The organism is Stenotrophomonas sp. CASM101, assembly GCF_049384845.1.
Lineage (GTDB): Bacteria > Pseudomonadota > Gammaproteobacteria > Xanthomonadales > Xanthomonadaceae > Stenotrophomonas > Stenotrophomonas hibiscicola.
On sequence record NZ_JBMRFR010000011.1, the window covers coordinates 105,613 to 122,451 of the forward strand.

The window sequence follows — 16,839 nt, forward strand, 5'->3', positions numbered from 1 at the left end:
CGCCGAGCCCGCGCTCGGCACCGGTAGCGGCCGACCTCGATCGGCGCCGTGAATGCGTGTCGACCAAGGTCGACACCTGCCGGGGGACCTAACGCGCGGCGGTCGCCTGACTGGCCAGCTGGCGCTTCACCCAGTCATCGATCAGACGCTTCTCGTAGCGCAGTGGATCGCTGTCGCTCTTCAGTCCCACGTTGTGCAGGTAGCCGGTATCGCTGAGGCGCGCATCGCCCTCGCTGACAATACGGCCGCTGGCATCCTTCAGCGTGTACTGCAGGGTGATCCGTGGCGGGTAGATGTCGCGCATGATCCGGATGTCGCGGCCACGCGGGCCGTGCCAAGGCTCGTAGTCACCGGCACGCTTGATGTCGACGAGGGTCACATCGAGGGTCTGCCCAGGCTGCAGCGGCTTGGCTGCGGTGGTCTGCAGGTAGCGGGCCAGCTGCTGCACCCAGTCAACGCGTTCGGCCTCGAAGCGGTTGCTGCTCTGGCGTATTTCGGTGAACTTGGCCGGATCTTCCCATTTCACGCTGACCGGTCCATCGGCCTGCAACGCACGCGGCGCGTCTGCATCGGTCACGGTGCGTGGCGCAGCATTGGCGCCACCGGCCGCCAGGGCGCCTGCCAGCACGGCAATCGCGAATGAGCGTTTCATGACGGTCTCCTGCGTCCCCGCGCTGGGGGGGTGTTGATCACGGATCGAGTGTGAGCCTGCTGCCGGACGACCGCAATGGCCGATTGCGTCGTGGGCAAGAGCGGTTGCCGCCAATTCATCGACGTCAACCATGACTGACGGCGCTTGACGCTGTGAATACGCCCTTTGGAAGATGCTGTGCTCCCAACCTGGCCTGCAAAGACCCCCTTGTCCACACTGCCGCCCCTCGTGGAGCGCCCACCGATGCTGGTGCCGGCGCCAGAACCCGACCTGCATCGTGGCGTGCTTGAGCGCATCAACGCCGGCTTCTGCGTGATCCAGGTGCTGTTCGAAGGTGATCGTGCGGTCGACTATTGTTTCATCGAAGTCAACGACGCGTTCGAGCGCCACACTGGGCTGAAGGACGCTCGTGGCAAGTGCATGACTGCGCTGGAACCCAACCACGAGCAGGACTGGTTCCGTATCTATGGCGAAGTCGCACGCAGCGGCCGCCCCGCTCAGTTCGAGATGGAAGCCCGTGCGCTGGGCCGCTCGTTCGCGGTCGACGCGGTGCGGGTGGGGCGGCCGGGAGAAGACAAGGTCGGCATCCTGTTCTTCGACATCACCGCGCGCAAGCAGATGGAAGTGGAGCTGGGCGAAAGCGAAGCCCGTTTCAGCGCGCTGGCAGACGGCCTGCCGATGCCGGTGTGGGTGCTCGATGAGCGCGGCCATGCGCGTTTCGTCAACAGTGCCTTCAGCGAGTTCTTCGGTGGTGATGAAACGCGTGTGCCGGAAGATGTCTGGCGCGGTCTCGTGCATCCGGATGACGCGTCCGTGTTCGAATACGAACTGCAGGAAGCGCTGAAGGCGCAGCGTTCGATGCACGCGCTGGTGCGTGCGCGGCGCGCGGATGGCCAGTGGCGCTGGCTGGAGATGAACGCCCGCCCGCGTTTTTCGCGGATGGGCCGCTTCATCGGCCTGGCCGGCAGCAGTCCGGACGTCACCGAACGACGCGAAATTGAACTGGCCCGCGAGGAGCTGCTGCAGTCCGAGCGTGCCGCGCGCAGCGCTGCGGAGAACATGGCGCGGCTGAAGGACGAGTTCCTGGCCACGCTGTCGCATGAACTGCGTACGCCGCTGACCACCATCCTGGGCTGGAGCGAACTGCTGCTGCAGCGCGTGGACAACACCAGTCCGCTGTACAAGGGCCTGAACGTGATCGCCAACAGCGCCGGTGCGCAGAAGCGGCTGATCTCGGACATGCTCGACCTGAGCAGCATGCTGCTGGGCAAGGTGCAGCTGGAGGTGGAGATACTGGACCTGCGCGACCTGCTGAGCGAAGCCATCGGCGCGCAGGAGCTGGTCGCCGAAGGCAAGGCGCTGGATGTGAGCCTGCTGCTGCCGGAACAGCCGTGCCTGGTGCTGGGCGATGCCACCCGCCTGCAGCAGGTGTTGTGGAACCTGCTGTCCAATGCGATCAAGTTCACCCCGGCCGAAGGACGCGTCGACCTGCAGCTGCAGGCCGATGGCAATCACTGGGTGATCACCGTGCGCGACACCGGCGACGGCATCGCGCCCGAATTCCTCAACCATCTGTTCAGCCGCTTCCGGCAGGCTGATGGCACCACCACGCGCCGTCATGGCGGTCTCGGCCTGGGCCTGGCGATCGTGCAGCAGCTGGTCGAACTGCATGGCGGCACGGTCACTGCCGCCAGCGAAGGGCATGGCCATGGCGCCACCTTCACCGTGCGCCTGCCCCAGCACCTGCCGGATGCAGAGCGCCGACCGCTGCGCGAAGTGATCAGTGGGCCGATCCTGGAGCCGGTGGTCGTCGAACCCTATCCGCTGCGCGGCATGCACGTGCTGGCGGTGGAGGATCAGCCGGAAGTGCTGGAATACCTGCGCCGCATGCTGGAAGAGCAGGGCGCCACCGTATCGGCGGCCAGCTCGGCCGGCGAAGCGCTGGCACTGCTGGCCGACACCGGCCACCTGCAGTACCACGTGCTGCTGACCGACATCGGCATGCCGGGCATGGATGGCTATGGGCTGGTGCGCACCTTGCGCGAGGACATGGGCGTGGACGCGGCGACCTTGCCTGCGGTGGCGGTGACTGCACTGGCGCGTGCCGACGACCGCCGCCGCGCGCTGGCCTCGGGCTTCCAGGAGCACGTCGCCAAGCCGTACTCGGTAGCGCAGCTGGTGGCTGCCGTGCGCAAGGTGCAGGTGGCGCGCGCGGACAGCGCGCTGCACTGAGCATTCACGGCCGATCGGCGACCCTGCAGTCAGGAGGTCGCCGATGTCCCGCATAGCTCCACGTATCCACACCGATCCGGCGCAGATCGCGCGCCTGGAAGCCCTGCTGCCGCAGCTGGATGGCGAAACGCAGGTGGAACTGATTCTGCACGATGGCCGCCGCCTGCTCGGCACGGTGGCCGTGAGGCCAACTGTGCAGCAATACCGCAACGCCGCGGGTGATGAAGGCAGCAACGGCCAGTTGCGCCTGGATGACTACGACACGCCGGTGCAGCAGCACCATGTGTGGCTGGATGAGATCGCCAGTATCAACCGCCTGCCACCCAAGGCGCCTTGATCCGAGGTAGAGCCGAGCCCACGCTCGGCTCTGCCGCCGCCCGAGCATGGGCTCGGGCGCTACAGATGTGTCAGTGCTCGAACAGGGTCGGCGTCGCCTCGAACCGGCGTGCGTACGCCCGCTCCTCTGCAACCCTCGCCACCTCGTCATCAGCCAGGTCCGGCGCGCCGTACACCGCATAGGCCACGCTGCCGTCGGCGCCATGGCCGACCTGGTGCAGCCGGTAGCGCGAGTGGCCGCCGCCGGTGTCCTCGGGGTAGTGCACGGGCGGATGGCTGCCTTCCAGGTCCATTTCACTGTTGTCGACCACGCCACCGACGAACAAGGCTCGCATGCAGGTTCTCCTGGGTTTCCGGGGGAGCCTCTACCCTGAACGTTTCAATGTTTCTGGCGGATCAAGGCCCCGTTCGGGTTTCGCAAAGCGGGCCGCCGGGGCCGGCCCGGCCAAGCCGGTACAATGGACGGCCCTCACGCTTGAAGTACCCGCGCCGATGGCCTCCAGCGACGACGCCCCCCTGCAGACCCTGCTCCTGCCGTTCTCCCAAGGCGCCCTGCGCTGGCCGGAGGGCCCGGTGGCCTTCCTGCGTGCCCGCGATGGCTGGCCATTGCGCGAAGTGGCCGGCGATCGCGAGGTGCACTGCGAACAGAGCTTCGCCCCGTTCGCGCAACCGCTGCAGCAGGCTGCCGGCTGGACCGTCAGCGGGCAGCTGGATGACGCGGCCGGCAAGGGCCGCTACCCGTTGGTGCTGGTGCTGCCGCCGCGCCAGCGTGAAGAAGCCCGTGCGCTGTTCGCCCGTGCGCTGGCGCTGGTCGCCGACGGCGGCCGCATCGTTGCCTGCCAGTCCAACAACGAAGGCGCGCGCTCCGGCGAGGGCGACCTCAAGCAGTTGGCCGGCCTCGGCGGCAGCCTGACCAAGAACCACTGCCGCGTGTACTGGACCGCCCCGATGCAGGGCCAGCACGATGCCGACCTGGCCAAGCGCTGGTCGGCACTGGACGCGGTGCGCCCGATCGTCGGTGGCCGTTTCCTCAGCCGCCCGGGCGTGTTCGCCTGGGATCGCATCGATCCGGCGTCGGCGCTGCTGGCCGAGCACCTGCCGGCCGACCTGGCCGGGCGTGCCGCCGACCTCGGCGCCGGCTACGGCTACCTGTCGCGCGAACTCCTGGAACGCTGCCCGAAGATCACCGCGCTGGACCTGTACGAGGCCGAGCAGCGCGCACTGGCGCTGGCCGAGCTCAATCTGGCGCCGCCGCCGCGCCCGCTGCCGCTGCGCTTCCTGTGGCAGGACGCCACCGCCGGCATCGAGCCGGGCTACGACGTCATCATCAGCAACCCGCCGTTCCACACGCCGTCGCGCGCTGACCGCCCGGACATCGGCCAGCGCTTCATCGCCGTGGCTGCGCAGGCATTGCGCCCGGGCGGGCGCCTGTACGTGGTGGCCAACCGCCACCTGCCTTACGAGCACACCCTCAACGACAGCTTCGGCGCGGTGCGCGTGGTCGCCGAACGCGACGGTTTCAAGCTGGTGGAAGCAGTGAAGGGGAAGGGCAAGTGAAGCTGGTCAAGCACATCGCCAACCTGGGCTATGGCAGCCGCAAGCAGGTGCAATGGATGTTCCGCGAAGGCCGCGTCACCGACGCCGATGGCGAGGTGCTGTATGCCGACGACCAGGTGCCGCATGACGCCATCCGGGTCGATGGCGAGCCGCTGGACCCACCGCCGGGGCTGTCGATCGCGCTGCACAAGCCGGCCGGCTACACCTGTTCGACCAAGGACACCGGGCGCCTGATCTACGACCTGCTGCCGCCGCGCTTCCGCGACCGCGATCCGGTGCTGTCCACGGTGGGCCGCCTCGACCGCGAGACCAGCGGCCTGCTGCTGCTGACCGACGATGGCAGCCTGCTGCACCGGATCATCTCGCCGAAGTCGAAGCTGCCGAAAGTCTATGAGGTCGAATTGAGCGAGGACCTGCGCGGCGACGAGGTGGCGCTGTTCGCCAGCGGCACGCTGATGCTGGAGTCCGAGAAGACGCCCCTGCTGCCGGCTGAACTGGAAGTGCTGGATGCGCGTCGCGCGCGCCTGGTGCTGCACGAAGGCCGCTACCATCAGGTACGCCGCATGTTCGCCGCCACCGGCAACCACGTGCAGGCCCTGCACCGCAGTCGTGTTGGCGGGCTGGACCTGCAGGGACTGGACGAGGGGCAATGGCGGCAGCTCACTTCCACCGACCTGGATACGCTGTTCGCTCCATGACCACCATCGCTGCGCTGCCGTTCCTCCCCGACGCCGTCATCTTCGACATGGACGGCCTGATGATCGACAGCGAGCGCGTCTCGCTGGCCTGCTGGAGCGAGGCCGCCGACGAATTCGCACTGGGCCTGGACGAGGAAGTGTTCCTGCGCATGGTCGGCCTCGGCGACCGGGATTCGCACGCGCTGCTGCGTGCGCAGGGTATCGAGGACAGCGTGATCGAGGCGGTCGCTGCACGCTGCCACGAACTGTACGAAGGACGCACACAGACCGGCCTGCCGTTGCGTCCGGGCATCCTGGAACTGCTGGAGCTGCTGAAGGCGCACGCGGTACCGCGCGCGGTGGCCACCACCACGCGGCAGCCGCGTGCCAACCGCAAGCTGGCGGCGGCCGGACTGCTGCCGTATTTCGACGCGGTGATCACCAGTGGCGACGTGGCGCGGCCGAAACCGGCACCGGACATCTACCTGCTGGCCGCGCAGCGACTGGGCCAGGTGCCTGGGCGCTGCCTGGCGCTGGAAGACTCACCCGCTGGCACGCGCGCGGCATTGGCCGCTGGCATGACCGTGATCCAGGTACCGGACCTGGTGCATCCTGACGAAGAGCTGCGCGCGCTTGGCCATCGCATTGTCGGTTCGCTGGTGGATGCGCACGCGTTGCTGCTGCCGCTGCTGCCGAAATAAGCGGTAGGTGCCGACCGTTAGCCGGCACTGAGCCGAGCATGGCTCGGCTCTACATCTATTGGTGGGTGCCGACCGTTGGTCGGCACACCTGCCCCCATCACACCCGCCCGAACACCAGCGCGGCGTTGGTGCCACCGAAGCCGAAGCTGTTGGACATCACCGTGTCCAGCGTCTGCGCGCGGCTTTCGCGCAGGATCGGGAAGCTCTCCACCTTCGGGTCCAGTTCGCCGATGTTGGCCGAACCGGCAACGAAGCCATCGCGCATCATCAGCAGGCAGTAGATCGCCTCGTGCACGCTGGCCGCACCCAGCGAATGGCCGGACAGCGCCTTGGTCGAGGACAGCGGCGGCACCGCATCGCCGAACACTTCGCGGATGGCGTTGAGCTCGGTGACGTCGCCCAGCGGCGTGGAGGTGCCGTGGGTGTTGAGGTAATCCAGCGGGCGATCGACGCCCTGCAGTGCCATCTTCATGCAGCGCACCGCGCCTTCACCGGACGGGGCGACCATGTCGGCGCCGTCGGAGGTCACGCCATAGCCGATCAGTTCGGCATGGATGCGCGCGCCGCGCGCAACGGCGTGGTCGTAGTCCTCCAGCACCAGCATGCCACCACCGCCGGCGATGACGAAGCCGTCGCGGTCCTTGTCGTACGGGCGCGAGGCGCTGGCCGGGGTCTCGTTGAAGCTGGTCGACAGCGCGCCCATTGCATCGAACATCACGCTCATCGACCAGTGCAGGTCTTCGCCGCCACCGGCGAACATGATGTCCTGCGCGCCATGGCGGATCATGTCCGCGGCGGCGCCGATGCAGTGCGCCGAGGTCGCGCAGGCGGCCGACAACGAATAGCTGACGCCCTTGATCTGGTAGGCGGTGGCCAGGCAGGCCGAGACCGTCGAGCACATCGTGCGCGGCACCATGTACGGGCCGACCTTGCGCACACCACGTTCGCGCAGCAGGTCGACCGCGCCGATCTGCCATTCGCTGGAGCCGCCACCGGAACCGGCGATCAGGCCGGTGCGCAGGCTGCTGACCTGCTCGGCGCTGAGCCCGGCATCGGCGATGGCATCGCGCATGGCCAGGTAGGCGAAGGCCGCCGCGTCGCTCATGAAGCGCTTCTGCTTGCGGTCGATCAGCGCCTCCAGATCGAGGTCGACACGACCGCCGACCTGGCTGCGCAGGCCCGCTTCGGCGTGGTCGGCCAGGGCGGTGATGCCCGAGCGCCCTTCGCGCAGCGCGGCCGAAACGGTATCCAGATCATTGCCGAGGCAGGAGGTGATGCCCATGCCGGTGATGACGACGCGACGCATCAGAAGCTCCCGGTTTCGGTGAACAGGCCGACGCGCAGGTCGCGGGCGCTGTAGATTTCGCGATCATCCACGTACATGCGGGCATCGGACTGGGCCATCACCAGCTTGCGGTTGATGACCCGGCTGATGTCGATCTCGTAGCGTACGAGCTTGGCGTCCGGCAGTACCTGGCCGGTGAACTTCACCTCGCCACAGCCCAGCGCGCGGCCCTTGCCGGGGGCGCCCAGCCAGGTCAGGAAGAAGCCGGTCAGCTGCCACATGGCATCCAGGCCCAGGCAGCCTGGCATCACCGGGTCGCCGATGAAGTGGCAGCCGAAGAACCACAGGTCCGGGCGGATATCCAGCTCGGCGCGTACCATGCCCTTGCCGTGCGGTCCGCCGTCCTCGTGGATGTCGGTGATGCGGTCGAACATCAGCATCGGATCGTTGGGCAAACGGCCGGCGGCGGTGCCGAACAGTTCACCGCGTGCGCTGGCCAGCAGCTGTTCGCGGTTGAACGCGTGGAGACGGGTCATGAAGCACAATCCTGGAAGCGGGGAAACAGGGAAACAAGCGTTCGAGGATGCCCGTGGAAACTGCGCCGATCAAACATTTCAACCGTACGCAACCGTAGTGTTTTCAATGGAATACGCGCATCCTGTTGATGTGCAACGACCATACTTCGGCGTGTGGCCCGTTCGGCACGCCCCCGCCCTTTCCGCCTGACATGACCCGACTGCGCAAGATCATCCACGTCGACATGGACGCGTTCTACGCGTCGGTGGAGCAGCGCGACGATCCGTCACTGCGCGGCAAGCCGGTGGTTGTGGCATGGCGCGGCGCGCGCTCGGTGGTGTGTGCGGCGTCCTACGAGGCACGCGTGTTCGGCGTGCGTTCGGCGATGCCGGCGCTGCGCGCCGAACGCCTGTGTCCGGACGCGATCTTCGTACCGCCTGACTTTGCACGTTACAAGGCGGTGTCACGCCAGGTGCGCGAGATCTTCCTGCGCCACACCGACCTGGTCGAGCCGTTGTCGCTGGACGAGGCCTACCTGGACGTGACCGAGCCGAAGAGCGGCATCGAACTGGCCACCGACATCGCCCGCACCATCCGTGCGCAGATCCGTGAGGAGACGAACCTGACCGCTTCAGCCGGGATCGCGCCGAACAAGTTCCTGGCCAAGATCGCTTCGGACTGGCGCAAGCCCGATGGCCAGTTCGTGATTCCACCGCAGCGGGTGGACGCGTTCCTGCAGCCGTTGCCGGTGAACCGGGTGCCCGGCGTCGGCAAGGTGATGGAAGGAAAACTTGCCGCGCGCGGCATCGCCACCTGCGGCGATCTGCGGCAATGGGCATTGACCGATCTGGAAGAGGCGTTCGGCAGTTTCGGCCGCAGCCTGTACAACCGCGCACGCGGCGTCGACGAGCGGCCGGTGGAACCGGACCAGCAGGTACAGTCGATCTCCTCGGAGGACACCTTTGCCGAGGACCTGCTGCTGGAAGACCTGGGCGAGGCGATCGTGCAACTGGCGGAGAAGACCTGGAAGGCCACGCGCAAGACCGAACGCGTCGGCCACACCGTGGTGCTGAAACTGAAGACCGCGCAGTTCCGCATCCTCACCCGCAGCTTCACCCCGGAGCGCCCGCCGGAATCGATGGAAGAACTGCGCGACATCGCGCTGGCCCTGCGCGCCCGCGTCGACCTGCCGGCGGAGACGCGCTATCGGCTGGTCGGGGTCGGGCTGGGTGGCTTCCGCGAAAAGGAACCGGTGGTGCAGGGGGAATTGTTCGAGCACTGATCATTGCCGTGCCGACCAACGGTCGGCACCCACCAACAGCAGCAGGTTCCGTCAGCAGCAGGAAACTGTCGAAGGCGGGGTGGGGCCGGTTGCGGGGGCGTGAGCCGCATGGATGCGGCGACCGAGCTTACATGGACGTACTTGCAGCGTCCCCCGCAACCGGACCCACCTCGCCATCCCACGGATAGCCAGCTGTTGCTGTTGCTTCGGCTGTTGCCGTTGCATTGAGCAGGTGCAGGGCGCAGTCCTGCAAAAGAAGACTCCCTACCTCATGGCCACTGCATCTCGCCCTTGGCCACCTTCGCGCTCAGCTCCAGCGATGCCACGCCATCCAGCTTCGGGTAGCGCGACTGCATTGCCTGCACCAGCGCCGCACTGTCCTTCGCCTTTGCCGCTTCGATATCGAACGTGCGGATGTAGTCCGCAGTGAAGCGCAGTGCACTGGCATCCAGCGCCGCACCTGGCGCGTAATGCCCCGGCACCACCACCTTCGGCTTCAGCGCCTGCAGCTGCTGCAGGGTCTGCAGCCAGTCGGCATGTGACTTCGGCGTCTGCGTGTCGGCCATCCACACGTGCTCGCCCGCCACCACCGGAATGCCACCGACGATCGCGCGCAGCGACGGCACCCACAGCACGGTGCGGTCCGGGGTCGGTCCGTCCAGGCCGATCAGCGGCAGGCGCTGGCCTTCCAGTTGCAGGGCATCGCCCTCCAGCACCTGCGGCAGCACGATGCGCGCGGGCACGTCGGCAGCCATCTTCGGGCCCCAGTAGGCCAGCTTGCCGGCCTGTGTCTGCTGGATGTGGGCAACGGTCTGCGCGGTAGCGACGATGCGCGCCTGCGGGAACGCATCCTGCAGCGTGGCGAGGCCGAAGTAGTAGTCCGGATCGCCGTGGCTGATATAGATCGTGGTCAACTGCTTGCCGCTGGCGCGGATCAGCTCGACCAGTTTGCGCGCGTCGCTGGCACCGAACTGCGCATTGACCAGGATCGCGTCGTGGCGGCCTTCGATCAGCACCGAGGACACCGGGAACATTGCCTGCGGGCCGGGATGGAAGGTCTGCAGGTGCAGTTGGGATTTCGTCGCGGTGGTCGGCGCCGCGGTGGCCGGTGCGGCCAGCAGGGGCGCACTGGTGAAAGTGGCGGCCAGGGCGAGGGGAAGCAGCAGGGCAGCGGTACGCATGGGAATTCCTTGTCTAGAGCCGGGCCAATGCCCGGCTGCATGTTCGCGTAGAGCCGAGCGCGGGCTATGCCGGGCGTCCTTGCCCGGCCCCCTACGGGCCGTCGCAAGCGATGTTGGCAACGGCTCCTGCCGTTGCCTTCGGCTCTACAGGGAGGTAGCGCCGGGCCATGCCCGGCGGACGGCATGATCAATACGCTGCCGTGATGATCTGCTTCGGGTACTTGTGCGCTTCCAGCTCGGCGACGAACGCGGCGCCGTAGTCGGCATAACTGATGCGGCTGTGGCCGCTGGCGTCGGCCAGGAAGGCCCTGGGCTGCACGCGGTAATGGCCACGCTCTTCGCCCGGGCCGATTTCGGCGGCCGGCGAGAAGAAGGTCCAGTCCAGGTCGTCCACCACCTGCAGTCGATTGAAGGCTTCTCGATGGGCCAGCGCGTATGGCTTGTAGGCCTCCGGGAAGGTGGGGGTATCGACCAGCTGCACGCCGGGTGCGACTTCCAGGCTGCCGGCACCGCCGACCACCACCAGGCGCGGTACACCGGCCTTGCGCGCGGCCGCGGCCAGCTGTGCGGCCACCTCGCCGACGCGGCCGATGTCATCGCCCGGGCGTGGGCCGTAGGCGCTGGCCAGCACGTCGTGGCCGGCGGTGGCGGCGACCAGCGCGTCCTGGTCATCCAGCGAGGCGACCACCGGATGGGCGCCGGCCAGTTCGGCCGGAAGATCCTGCGCGCTGCGCACGATGACAGTGAGTTCGTGGCCGTTCGCCAGCGCGTGGCGGGCGATCTGGCGGCCGATGTTGCCGGTGGAACCGACGAGGGCGATCTTCATGGCAGGACTCCGTGGGGCGGTGCGGGGGGGACGCGGCCACTGTAGGCCGCTGCAGTCGCTCGAAAAACAGCGTATAACGCGCTTGTTTGTTGCACGGATCGAGCATATGGACCGATTGACCGCCATGACCGTGTTCGTCGAGGTGGCCGAGCGCGGCAGCCTGACCGCAGCGGCAGAGGTGCTGGACATGTCACGGGCGATGGTCAGCCGTTACCTGGCCGAGGTCGAGGGTTGGCTGGGCGCGCGCCTGCTGCACCGGACCACACGGCGGGTCAGCCTGACCGGCCCCGGCGAAGCGGCGCTGGCGCGCTTCCGGCAGATGCTGGCGATAAGTGAGGAACTGCAGGGCGAGCTGGCCAGCGATGATCCCGAACCGCACGGCACGCTGCGGGTGACCGCCAGCGTGTCGTTCGGGCAGAGCCACCTGGCACGAGCGGTGGCCGGTTTCGTCGCGCGCCATCCTGCCGCGCGCATCGAACTGCTGCTGGTCGACCGCACCGTGAACCTGGTGGAAGAACGGGTGGACCTGGCCGTGCGCATCGCGCGCCAGATCGATCCCAGCCTGATCGCACGGCGGCTGGCGACCTGCCGCTCGGTGCTGTGCGCGACGCCGTCCTACCTGGAGGCGCGCGGTACGCCAACCGCTCCCGAACACCTGGCCGCGCACAACTGCCTGACCCACCACTACGTCGGCAAGAGCCTGTGGCAGCTGCACCGCGATGGCCGTTCGCTGTCGGTGGCTGTGGGCGGCAACATCAGTGCCAACGAGGCATCGCTGCTGCTGGAGGCGGTGCGGGCCGGTGCCGGTATCGCCATGCTGCCGACCTACCAGGTGGCGCCGATGCTGCGCAGTGGCGAACTGGTCGAACTGCTGCCCGAATTCAGTCTGGACGAGCTCGGCATTCATGCCGTGTACGCGTCACGGCGACAGCAGCCCGCTATCATGCGGCGATTCCTGGACTACCTGGCCGAGTGTTTCGCCGGCCCGGCCTTCCAGGATCTGGATTGGCGCCCGCCGGGCACGGAGGACACATGAACCATGGACAGGCCTTGATCGACCACAACCGTGCTGCCTGGGACCGCCAGGCCAGTGAAGCGCGCGAATGGTCGCGCCCGGTGGAAAGCTCAACGATTGCTGCCGCGCGCGCAGGCCGCTGGCAGGTGCACCTGACGCCGCGCGCGTTGCCGCTGGACTGGATGGGCGACGTGCGCGGCCGTCGCATCCTGTGCCTGGCCTCGGGTGGTGGCCAACAGGCACCGGTGCTTGCTGCCGCTGGCGCCGATGTCACCGTGTTCGACCTCTCCGACGGGCAGCTTGAACAGGACCGCGCGGTCGCCGCGCGCGATGGCCTGCAGCTGCGCACCGTGCAGGGTGACATGCGCGACCTGCACGTGTTTGCCAATGACAGTTTCGATGTGGTGTTCCACCCGATCTCGAACCTCTACGTCCCTGACGTGCGCCCGGTATGGACTGAATGCCGCCGCGTGCTGGCGCGCGATGGCATGCTGATGGCCAGCTTCTACAATCCGGTGCTGTTCGTGGGTGCGCGCGATCCGCAGCTGGATGCACAGGGCCTGATCCGTCCGCAGTACGCCATTCCCTATTCGGACCTGGAAGACCTGCCGCAAGCCGAACGCGAGGCGAAGCTGGCCCGTGGCGACGCATTGACCTTTGGCCACAGCCTGACCGAGCTGATTGGTGGCCAGCTGGATGCCGGCTTCGTCATCGATCGCTTCATGGAAGACTGGCAGCCGCGGCCGCGCTTCCTGATCGACCGTTATCTTCCCACCTTCCTGGCCACCCGAGCGCGCCGGATCGGTTGAGGCGGATCGGCGCGGAAACCAGCGGCGTACAATGGGGGGCCCACGTCGTGCAGGTGCCGTTCCTTGTCGTATCCCTATCCACTGGTCGTGTTCGACCTTGATGGCACGCTGGTCGACAGCGCAGCTGATATCGCCGAAGCGCTGAACCGCACGCTGGAGGACATCGGCATGGCACGCGTGCCGGAAGCCACCGTGCTCGGCTGGATCGGCGACGGTGTGCGCCGCCTGGTCGAACAGGCCGTGCATGCGGCAGGCCGCGAGGTCGACCTGGCCGAAGTGATGCCGGTGTTCATGGTGCACTACCGTGAATGCCTGCTGCGCAGCCCGCGCCTGTTCGATGGCGTGGCCGACGCACTGGCGCAGCTGCGCGCGCGCAACGTGCCACTGGCGATCTGCACCAACAAGCCCGAAGCACTGGTGCCGCCGCTGCTGCAGCACCTGGGCATTGGTGATGCGTTCGCGCTGATACTGGGCGGTGATTCGCTGCCGCAGCGCAAGCCCAGTGGCGAACCGCTGCGGCACATCGCCGCGCATTTCGCGCTGCCGGTGGAGGCGTGCCTGATGGTGGGAGATTCGTTGACCGACTACCGCGCCGCCGAAGAGGCGGGCATGCCGATCGCGCTGGTGCGCTACGGCTATCCACGCGGCCTGGACCTGGGCAGCGCGCACGCGGTGGCAGTGATCGACGACCTGCGTGAGTTGCCGGGGTTGGCCGCGGGCGTTCGGGTGTAGAGCCGAGCCCACGCTCGGCTGCTTCATTGCGTGAGCCGAGCATGGGCTCGGCTCTACAGTAGATCGACGCCATGCGTCGATGGCATCAGGAGGCGCCGGGCGATGCCCGGCGCGCGCCTTCATTTCGGCTGGTAACGCACGCTCAGCTGGTACTCGCGGCCGGGCTGGTTGAACCACGCCACGGTCTCGTAGCGGCGATCGAACACATTGGCGGCACGCGCCAGCAGCGTCCACGACGGCGTCAGCGCGTACTCGGCGCGCAGGTCCAGCGTACCGTAACCGCCGACCTTTATCGTGTTGGCCGCATTGTCATAACGCTTGCCTGAACCCTGAACCGTCAGGCCGGCGCGGAAGTCGCCGAAGCGGCGGTCGATGTCCAGGCGTGCGGTCTGCTGCGCGCGGCGCGGCAGCCAGTTGTCGAACTGGGTGCTGCCATGGGTACGGTTGCGCGGGTCGGTGTAGCTGAGCTGTGCGTTGATGTCGAAGCCGGCCAGCAGCACGCCACCGGTCAGTTCGGCGCCGCGGATGCGGGCCTTCTCCACTTGCTGCATCCTGAAGGTCGCCGCATCGTAGGTAATCAGATCATCGATGCGGGTTTCATATACGTCCAGGCCCCAGTGCCAGCCCTGTCCCTGCTGCGAAACGCCCAGGTTGGCGCTCTTGGACTTCTCCGGGTTCAACGTCGGCACGCCGCTCCACGGGTCGTACAGATCGCTGAAGGTCGGCGCCTTGAACGCGGTGCCATAGCTGGCGTTGAGGCGCAGGCCGTGGCCCAGTTCCATCGCCCAGCCGGCGCTGCCGGTGGCGTGGTTGCCGAACTGCTGGTTGTCGTCGTTGCGTGCGCTGACCTGCAGCTGGTGGCGGCCGAAGCGGCCCTGGTACTGCACGAACACGCCGGTGTTGCGACGGCTGTCGACGAGGTACCCGGCGCTGCTGCCATCCAGGTTGTCTTCGCTCCAGTCCACGCCGGTGCTCAGCAGCTGGCCTTCGGCCATGCCGAAGTCGCCCTGCAGCGAGGCGCTGTCACGATGGGTCTGGGCGCTGCCACGGGCATCGAAGTCGCCGAAGTTGTCCGACTCGTTGTCACTGCGGCCGACATTGGCGGTGAACGCCAGGCGTTCGGACGGGGTGTAGCGCAGCTTGCCGGACAGCACCTGCTGGCGGGTTTCCGAATAGTTGTAGTAGCCGTCGTAATGGTTCTTTCCGTCGGCACGCAATGCACTGCCTTCCACGTTCCATTGGTCGTTGAGGGTGTAGCCACCGCGCAGGCTCTTGGACAGGTTGCGGTAGCCGTCGCGGTCATGCTCGTCGGCAAAGCAGCCCGCGGTGAACACCGAGGAGGAGCCGCGGCAGGCATCGATGCCATCGGAATGCTGGTAGGCGATGTCAGCGCCGAACCAGCCGCGTTCGGTCCCGCCGCCGATCCCGCCGCTGGCTTCGCGCAGGCCGTTGCTGCCGCCACCGAGCTGGAAGTGCGGGGCGAAATCACCCTGGTTGCGGCGGGTGAAGATCTGGATCACGCCACCGATGGCGTCCGCGCCGTACAGGCTGGACTGCGGGCCACGCACGATCTCCACGCGCTCGATCTGTGCCAGCGGCAGGTCCTGGTACATCGCCAGGCCGAGGTCGGCGCTGTTGATGCGCACGCCATCGACCAGCACCACGGTGTGGCCGGAGTTGGTGCCGCGCAGGAACAGCGAGCTCTGCTTGCCCAAGCCGCCGGCATTGGTCAGGCTGATGCCGGCGCGGCCGCGCAGCAGTTCCTGCAGCGAGGTGGCCTGGCTGGATTCGATCTGCGCGCGGTCGATCACCTGGGCCGGCGCGATGCTGTCCTGCAGGGCGATCGGGGTGCGGGTCGCAGTGACCAGGATCTGGTCGAGCGCGGTGGTGTCATTGGCGGCCTGGGCCAGCGCGGGCAGGGCGGCCAGCACGGCCAGGGACAACATTCGGGACTGCAGCTTCATGGGGGACTCCAGGTGCCACGCACGCCCGCGTGGCGAAGGGGAGGAGCCGCGAAGGCAGGCACGCGCCGATGCCGCAGCGCACGCCACGGTCATCCAGCGCCATGCCCACCGCATCGCGACCTGAGGCTTCCGGGCCGGTCTCCGGGCTTGCCGCCGGGCGGCGCGAGGCCGCCGCCCAGGCGCCTTCCCATGCCTGAGGCACAGTGGCAGTGTTGCCCGGAACTGACGTGCTTACCGTTGCGGGGGCAGCGCCGGCCTGGCGTGGAATCACGCGTCACCGGCTTCCCGTTTCAACCTGCCGGCCGTGGCCGCAGGTCACCTGGAAGTGCGCGCAGTCTACGGCATCGCAGGCAGTCCCGTTGCGTCGCGCCTGCTCGACTGCCTTTGCTGTGCCCTTAGAATGGTCCCTCGATCCCGTGGTGCCGTTGCCGATGTCCGCCCGTTTTCCGCTGTCCCCGCGTTGCCTGTACGGAACGCACGCATGATCCTCGACCTGGTCCGCCATGCCGGCAACGGTCGCGATGAGTTCCTCGATGGCCGCAGCGACCCACCGCAGCTGGCCCGCCTGCCGCAGGAACTGGTCGACGCTTACGCCGCGCAGCCCTGGGAGCGGGTGATCAGTTCGCCGCGGCTGCGCGCGCTGCACACGGCAATGGCGCTGGCCACGCCGCGCGGGCTGGACGTGGAAGCGGACGAGGAATGGGAAGAACTGGATTTCGGCGATTGGGACGGGCAGTCGCTGTTCGACCTGCCGGAGGATGCACTGGCTGCCTTCCATGCTGACCCGCATGCGTTCCCGCCGCCGAACGGCGAAAGCTGGGGCCACTTCGAGCGGCGCATCGCGCGCGCGCTGGATCGCCTGCTCGATGATGACGATCCGGTGCCGACGCTGGTGGTCAGCCATGGCGGCCCGCTGCGCATGGTGCTGTCGAAGGTCTGCGGCCTGCCGATGTCGCTGTGCTGGGCGCTGCGCATCGACCATGGCACGCGCCTGCGTGTGTGGCTGGAGCGCGGTGAGGCCGGGCTGGTGGGCGAATTGCTGGAGCTGCAGCAGCCGTAACCCCTCGGTAGTGC

17 protein-coding genes and 1 riboswitch are annotated in these 16,839 nt (G+C 67.7%); of the genes, 10 read left to right on the top strand and 7 right to left on the bottom strand.

What is annotated here, in order from left to right; genetic code table 11:
• Nucleotides 1-88: 88 nt before the first annotated feature.
• Nucleotides 89-652, bottom strand: a complete 564-nt coding sequence (locus VG543_RS15280) for a DUF3016 domain-containing protein (RefSeq protein ID WP_423178659.1) — start codon at nucleotides 650-652, stop codon at nucleotides 89-91.
• A gap of 243 nt (nucleotides 653-895) precedes the next feature.
• On the opposite strand from VG543_RS15280, the gene VG543_RS15285 reads away from it, so the two are divergent.
• Nucleotides 896-2,884, top strand: coding sequence for an ATP-binding protein (locus VG543_RS15285; protein ID WP_026347121.1), 1,989 nt, complete (start codon nucleotides 896-898; stop codon nucleotides 2,882-2,884).
• A gap of 43 nt (nucleotides 2,885-2,927) precedes the next feature.
• Nucleotides 2,928-3,221 (top strand): DUF3247 family protein, encoded by a 294-nt coding sequence (locus VG543_RS15290; RefSeq protein WP_019660923.1) that lies wholly within the window; start codon nucleotides 2,928-2,930, stop codon nucleotides 3,219-3,221.
• A gap of 70 nt (nucleotides 3,222-3,291) precedes the next feature.
• On the opposite strand, the gene VG543_RS15295 is transcribed toward VG543_RS15290, so the two are convergent.
• A complete protein-coding gene (locus VG543_RS15295; protein ID WP_005407925.1) occupies nucleotides 3,292-3,555 on the bottom strand; it encodes a hypothetical protein in 264 nt (87 codons plus the stop codon).
• A gap of 157 nt (nucleotides 3,556-3,712) precedes the next feature.
• Between VG543_RS15295 and VG543_RS15300 the strand changes: the two genes are divergently transcribed.
• Genes VG543_RS15300 through VG543_RS15310 form a run of 3 tightly spaced genes read left to right on the top strand, consistent with a single transcriptional unit; the run spans nucleotide 3,713 to nucleotide 6,155 of the window.
• The gene (locus VG543_RS15300; protein WP_423178658.1) at nucleotides 3,713-4,777 is read left to right on the top strand and encodes a class I SAM-dependent methyltransferase; all 1,065 of its coding nucleotides are present in this window, start codon (nucleotides 3,713-3,715) and stop codon (nucleotides 4,775-4,777) included.
• Nucleotides 4,774-5,475: a pseudouridine synthase gene (locus VG543_RS15305; RefSeq protein WP_346473446.1), complete on the top strand. Its 702-nt coding sequence runs from the start codon at nucleotides 4,774-4,776 to the stop codon at nucleotides 5,473-5,475. Before VG543_RS15300 ends, VG543_RS15305 begins: the two co-directional genes overlap by 4 nt.
• A complete protein-coding gene (locus VG543_RS15310; protein WP_423178657.1) occupies nucleotides 5,472-6,155 on the top strand; it encodes an HAD family hydrolase in 684 nt (227 codons plus the stop codon). The genes VG543_RS15305 and VG543_RS15310 overlap by 4 nt, the downstream gene beginning before the upstream one ends.
• Nucleotides 6,156-6,252: 97 nt before the next feature.
• Here VG543_RS15310 and fabB read toward each other — a convergent pair whose 3' ends face one another.
• On the bottom strand, nucleotides 6,253-7,461 hold the full coding sequence (gene fabB / locus VG543_RS15315; RefSeq protein WP_019660927.1) for a beta-ketoacyl-ACP synthase I: 1,209 nt from the start codon (nucleotides 7,459-7,461) through the stop codon (nucleotides 6,253-6,255).
• The gene (fabA, locus tag VG543_RS15320; protein ID WP_014035851.1) at nucleotides 7,461-7,976 is read right to left on the bottom strand and encodes a 3-hydroxyacyl-[acyl-carrier-protein] dehydratase FabA; all 516 of its coding nucleotides are present in this window, start codon (nucleotides 7,974-7,976) and stop codon (nucleotides 7,461-7,463) included. The genes fabB and fabA overlap by 1 nt, the downstream gene beginning before the upstream one ends.
• A 191-nt stretch (nucleotides 7,977-8,167) precedes the next feature.
• Between fabA and dinB the strand changes: the two genes are divergently transcribed.
• Entirely contained in the window at nucleotides 8,168-9,238 is a 1,071-nt protein-coding gene (gene dinB, locus VG543_RS15325; protein ID WP_134734979.1) for a DNA polymerase IV, read from the top strand.
• A 269-nt stretch (nucleotides 9,239-9,507) separates the two neighbouring features.
• On the opposite strand, the gene VG543_RS15330 is transcribed toward dinB, so the two are convergent.
• Nucleotides 9,508-10,419, bottom strand: coding sequence for an MBL fold metallo-hydrolase (locus VG543_RS15330; RefSeq protein ID WP_019660929.1), 912 nt, complete (start codon nucleotides 10,417-10,419; stop codon nucleotides 9,508-9,510).
• 187 nt (nucleotides 10,420-10,606) lie between these two features.
• Nucleotides 10,607-11,245 (bottom strand): NAD(P)-dependent oxidoreductase, encoded by a 639-nt coding sequence (locus VG543_RS15335; RefSeq protein ID WP_423178656.1) that lies wholly within the window; start codon nucleotides 11,243-11,245, stop codon nucleotides 10,607-10,609.
• Between the two features lie 106 nt (nucleotides 11,246-11,351).
• Here VG543_RS15335 and VG543_RS15340 point away from each other — a divergent pair, with 106 nt between their 5' ends.
• From VG543_RS15340 to gph, 3 genes are all read left to right on the top strand, one after another.
• Complete coding sequence (locus tag VG543_RS15340) at nucleotides 11,352-12,281, top strand: LysR family transcriptional regulator (RefSeq protein ID WP_423178655.1); 930 nt, start codon at nucleotides 11,352-11,354, stop codon at nucleotides 12,279-12,281.
• On the top strand, nucleotides 12,278-13,069 hold the full coding sequence (locus tag VG543_RS15345; RefSeq protein WP_019660932.1) for a class I SAM-dependent methyltransferase: 792 nt from the start codon (nucleotides 12,278-12,280) through the stop codon (nucleotides 13,067-13,069). The genes VG543_RS15340 and VG543_RS15345 overlap by 4 nt, the downstream gene beginning before the upstream one ends.
• Before the next feature lie 63 nt (nucleotides 13,070-13,132).
• A complete protein-coding gene (gph, locus tag VG543_RS15350; RefSeq protein ID WP_423178654.1) occupies nucleotides 13,133-13,801 on the top strand; it encodes a phosphoglycolate phosphatase in 669 nt (222 codons plus the stop codon).
• A 119-nt stretch (nucleotides 13,802-13,920) separates the two neighbouring features.
• On the opposite strand, the gene btuB is transcribed toward gph, so the two are convergent.
• Nucleotides 13,921-15,765 (bottom strand): TonB-dependent vitamin B12 receptor, encoded by a 1,845-nt coding sequence (btuB, locus tag VG543_RS15355; protein WP_423178653.1) that lies wholly within the window; start codon nucleotides 15,763-15,765, stop codon nucleotides 13,921-13,923.
• Between the two features lie 115 nt (nucleotides 15,766-15,880).
• A riboswitch (cobalamin riboswitch) is annotated at nucleotides 15,881-16,103 on the bottom strand.
• Between the two features lie 143 nt (nucleotides 16,104-16,246).
• Here btuB and VG543_RS15360 point away from each other — a divergent pair.
• Nucleotides 16,247-16,825: a histidine phosphatase family protein gene (locus VG543_RS15360; RefSeq protein WP_021203373.1), complete on the top strand. Its 579-nt coding sequence runs from the start codon at nucleotides 16,247-16,249 to the stop codon at nucleotides 16,823-16,825.
• The last annotated feature ends 14 nt before the right edge of the window (nucleotides 16,826-16,839 follow it).

Bases quoted from the DNA above. Each gene is read 5' to 3' on its own strand.
- VG543_RS15280 (WP_423178659.1), bottom strand. From the start codon at position 652: ATGAAACGCTCATTCGCGATTGCCGTGCTGGCAGGCGCCCTGGCGGCC.
- VG543_RS15285 (WP_026347121.1), top strand. From the start codon at position 896: ATGCTGGTGCCGGCGCCAGAACCCGACCTGCATCGTGGCGTGCTTGAG.
- VG543_RS15290 (WP_019660923.1), top strand. From the start codon at position 2,928: ATGTCCCGCATAGCTCCACGTATCCACACCGATCCGGCGCAGATCGCG.
- VG543_RS15295 (WP_005407925.1), bottom strand. From the start codon at position 3,555: ATGCGAGCCTTGTTCGTCGGTGGCGTGGTCGACAACAGTGAAATGGAC.
- VG543_RS15300 (WP_423178658.1), top strand. From the start codon at position 3,713: ATGGCCTCCAGCGACGACGCCCCCCTGCAGACCCTGCTCCTGCCGTTC.
- VG543_RS15310 (WP_423178657.1), top strand. From the start codon at position 5,472: ATGACCACCATCGCTGCGCTGCCGTTCCTCCCCGACGCCGTCATCTTC.
- fabB (WP_019660927.1), bottom strand. From the start codon at position 7,461: ATGCGTCGCGTCGTCATCACCGGCATGGGCATCACCTCCTGCCTCGGC.
- fabA (WP_014035851.1), bottom strand. From the start codon at position 7,976: ATGACCCGTCTCCACGCGTTCAACCGCGAACAGCTGCTGGCCAGCGCA.
- dinB (WP_134734979.1), top strand. From the start codon at position 8,168: ATGACCCGACTGCGCAAGATCATCCACGTCGACATGGACGCGTTCTAC.
- VG543_RS15330 (WP_019660929.1), bottom strand. From the start codon at position 10,419: ATGCGTACCGCTGCCCTGCTGCTTCCCCTCGCCCTGGCCGCCACTTTC.
- VG543_RS15335 (WP_423178656.1), bottom strand. From the start codon at position 11,245: ATGAAGATCGCCCTCGTCGGTTCCACCGGCAACATCGGCCGCCAGATC.
- VG543_RS15340 (WP_423178655.1), top strand. From the start codon at position 11,352: ATGGACCGATTGACCGCCATGACCGTGTTCGTCGAGGTGGCCGAGCGC.
- VG543_RS15345 (WP_019660932.1), top strand. From the start codon at position 12,278: ATGAACCATGGACAGGCCTTGATCGACCACAACCGTGCTGCCTGGGAC.
- btuB (WP_423178653.1), bottom strand. From the start codon at position 15,765: ATGAAGCTGCAGTCCCGAATGTTGTCCCTGGCCGTGCTGGCCGCCCTG.
- VG543_RS15360 (WP_021203373.1), top strand. From the start codon at position 16,247: ATGATCCTCGACCTGGTCCGCCATGCCGGCAACGGTCGCGATGAGTTC.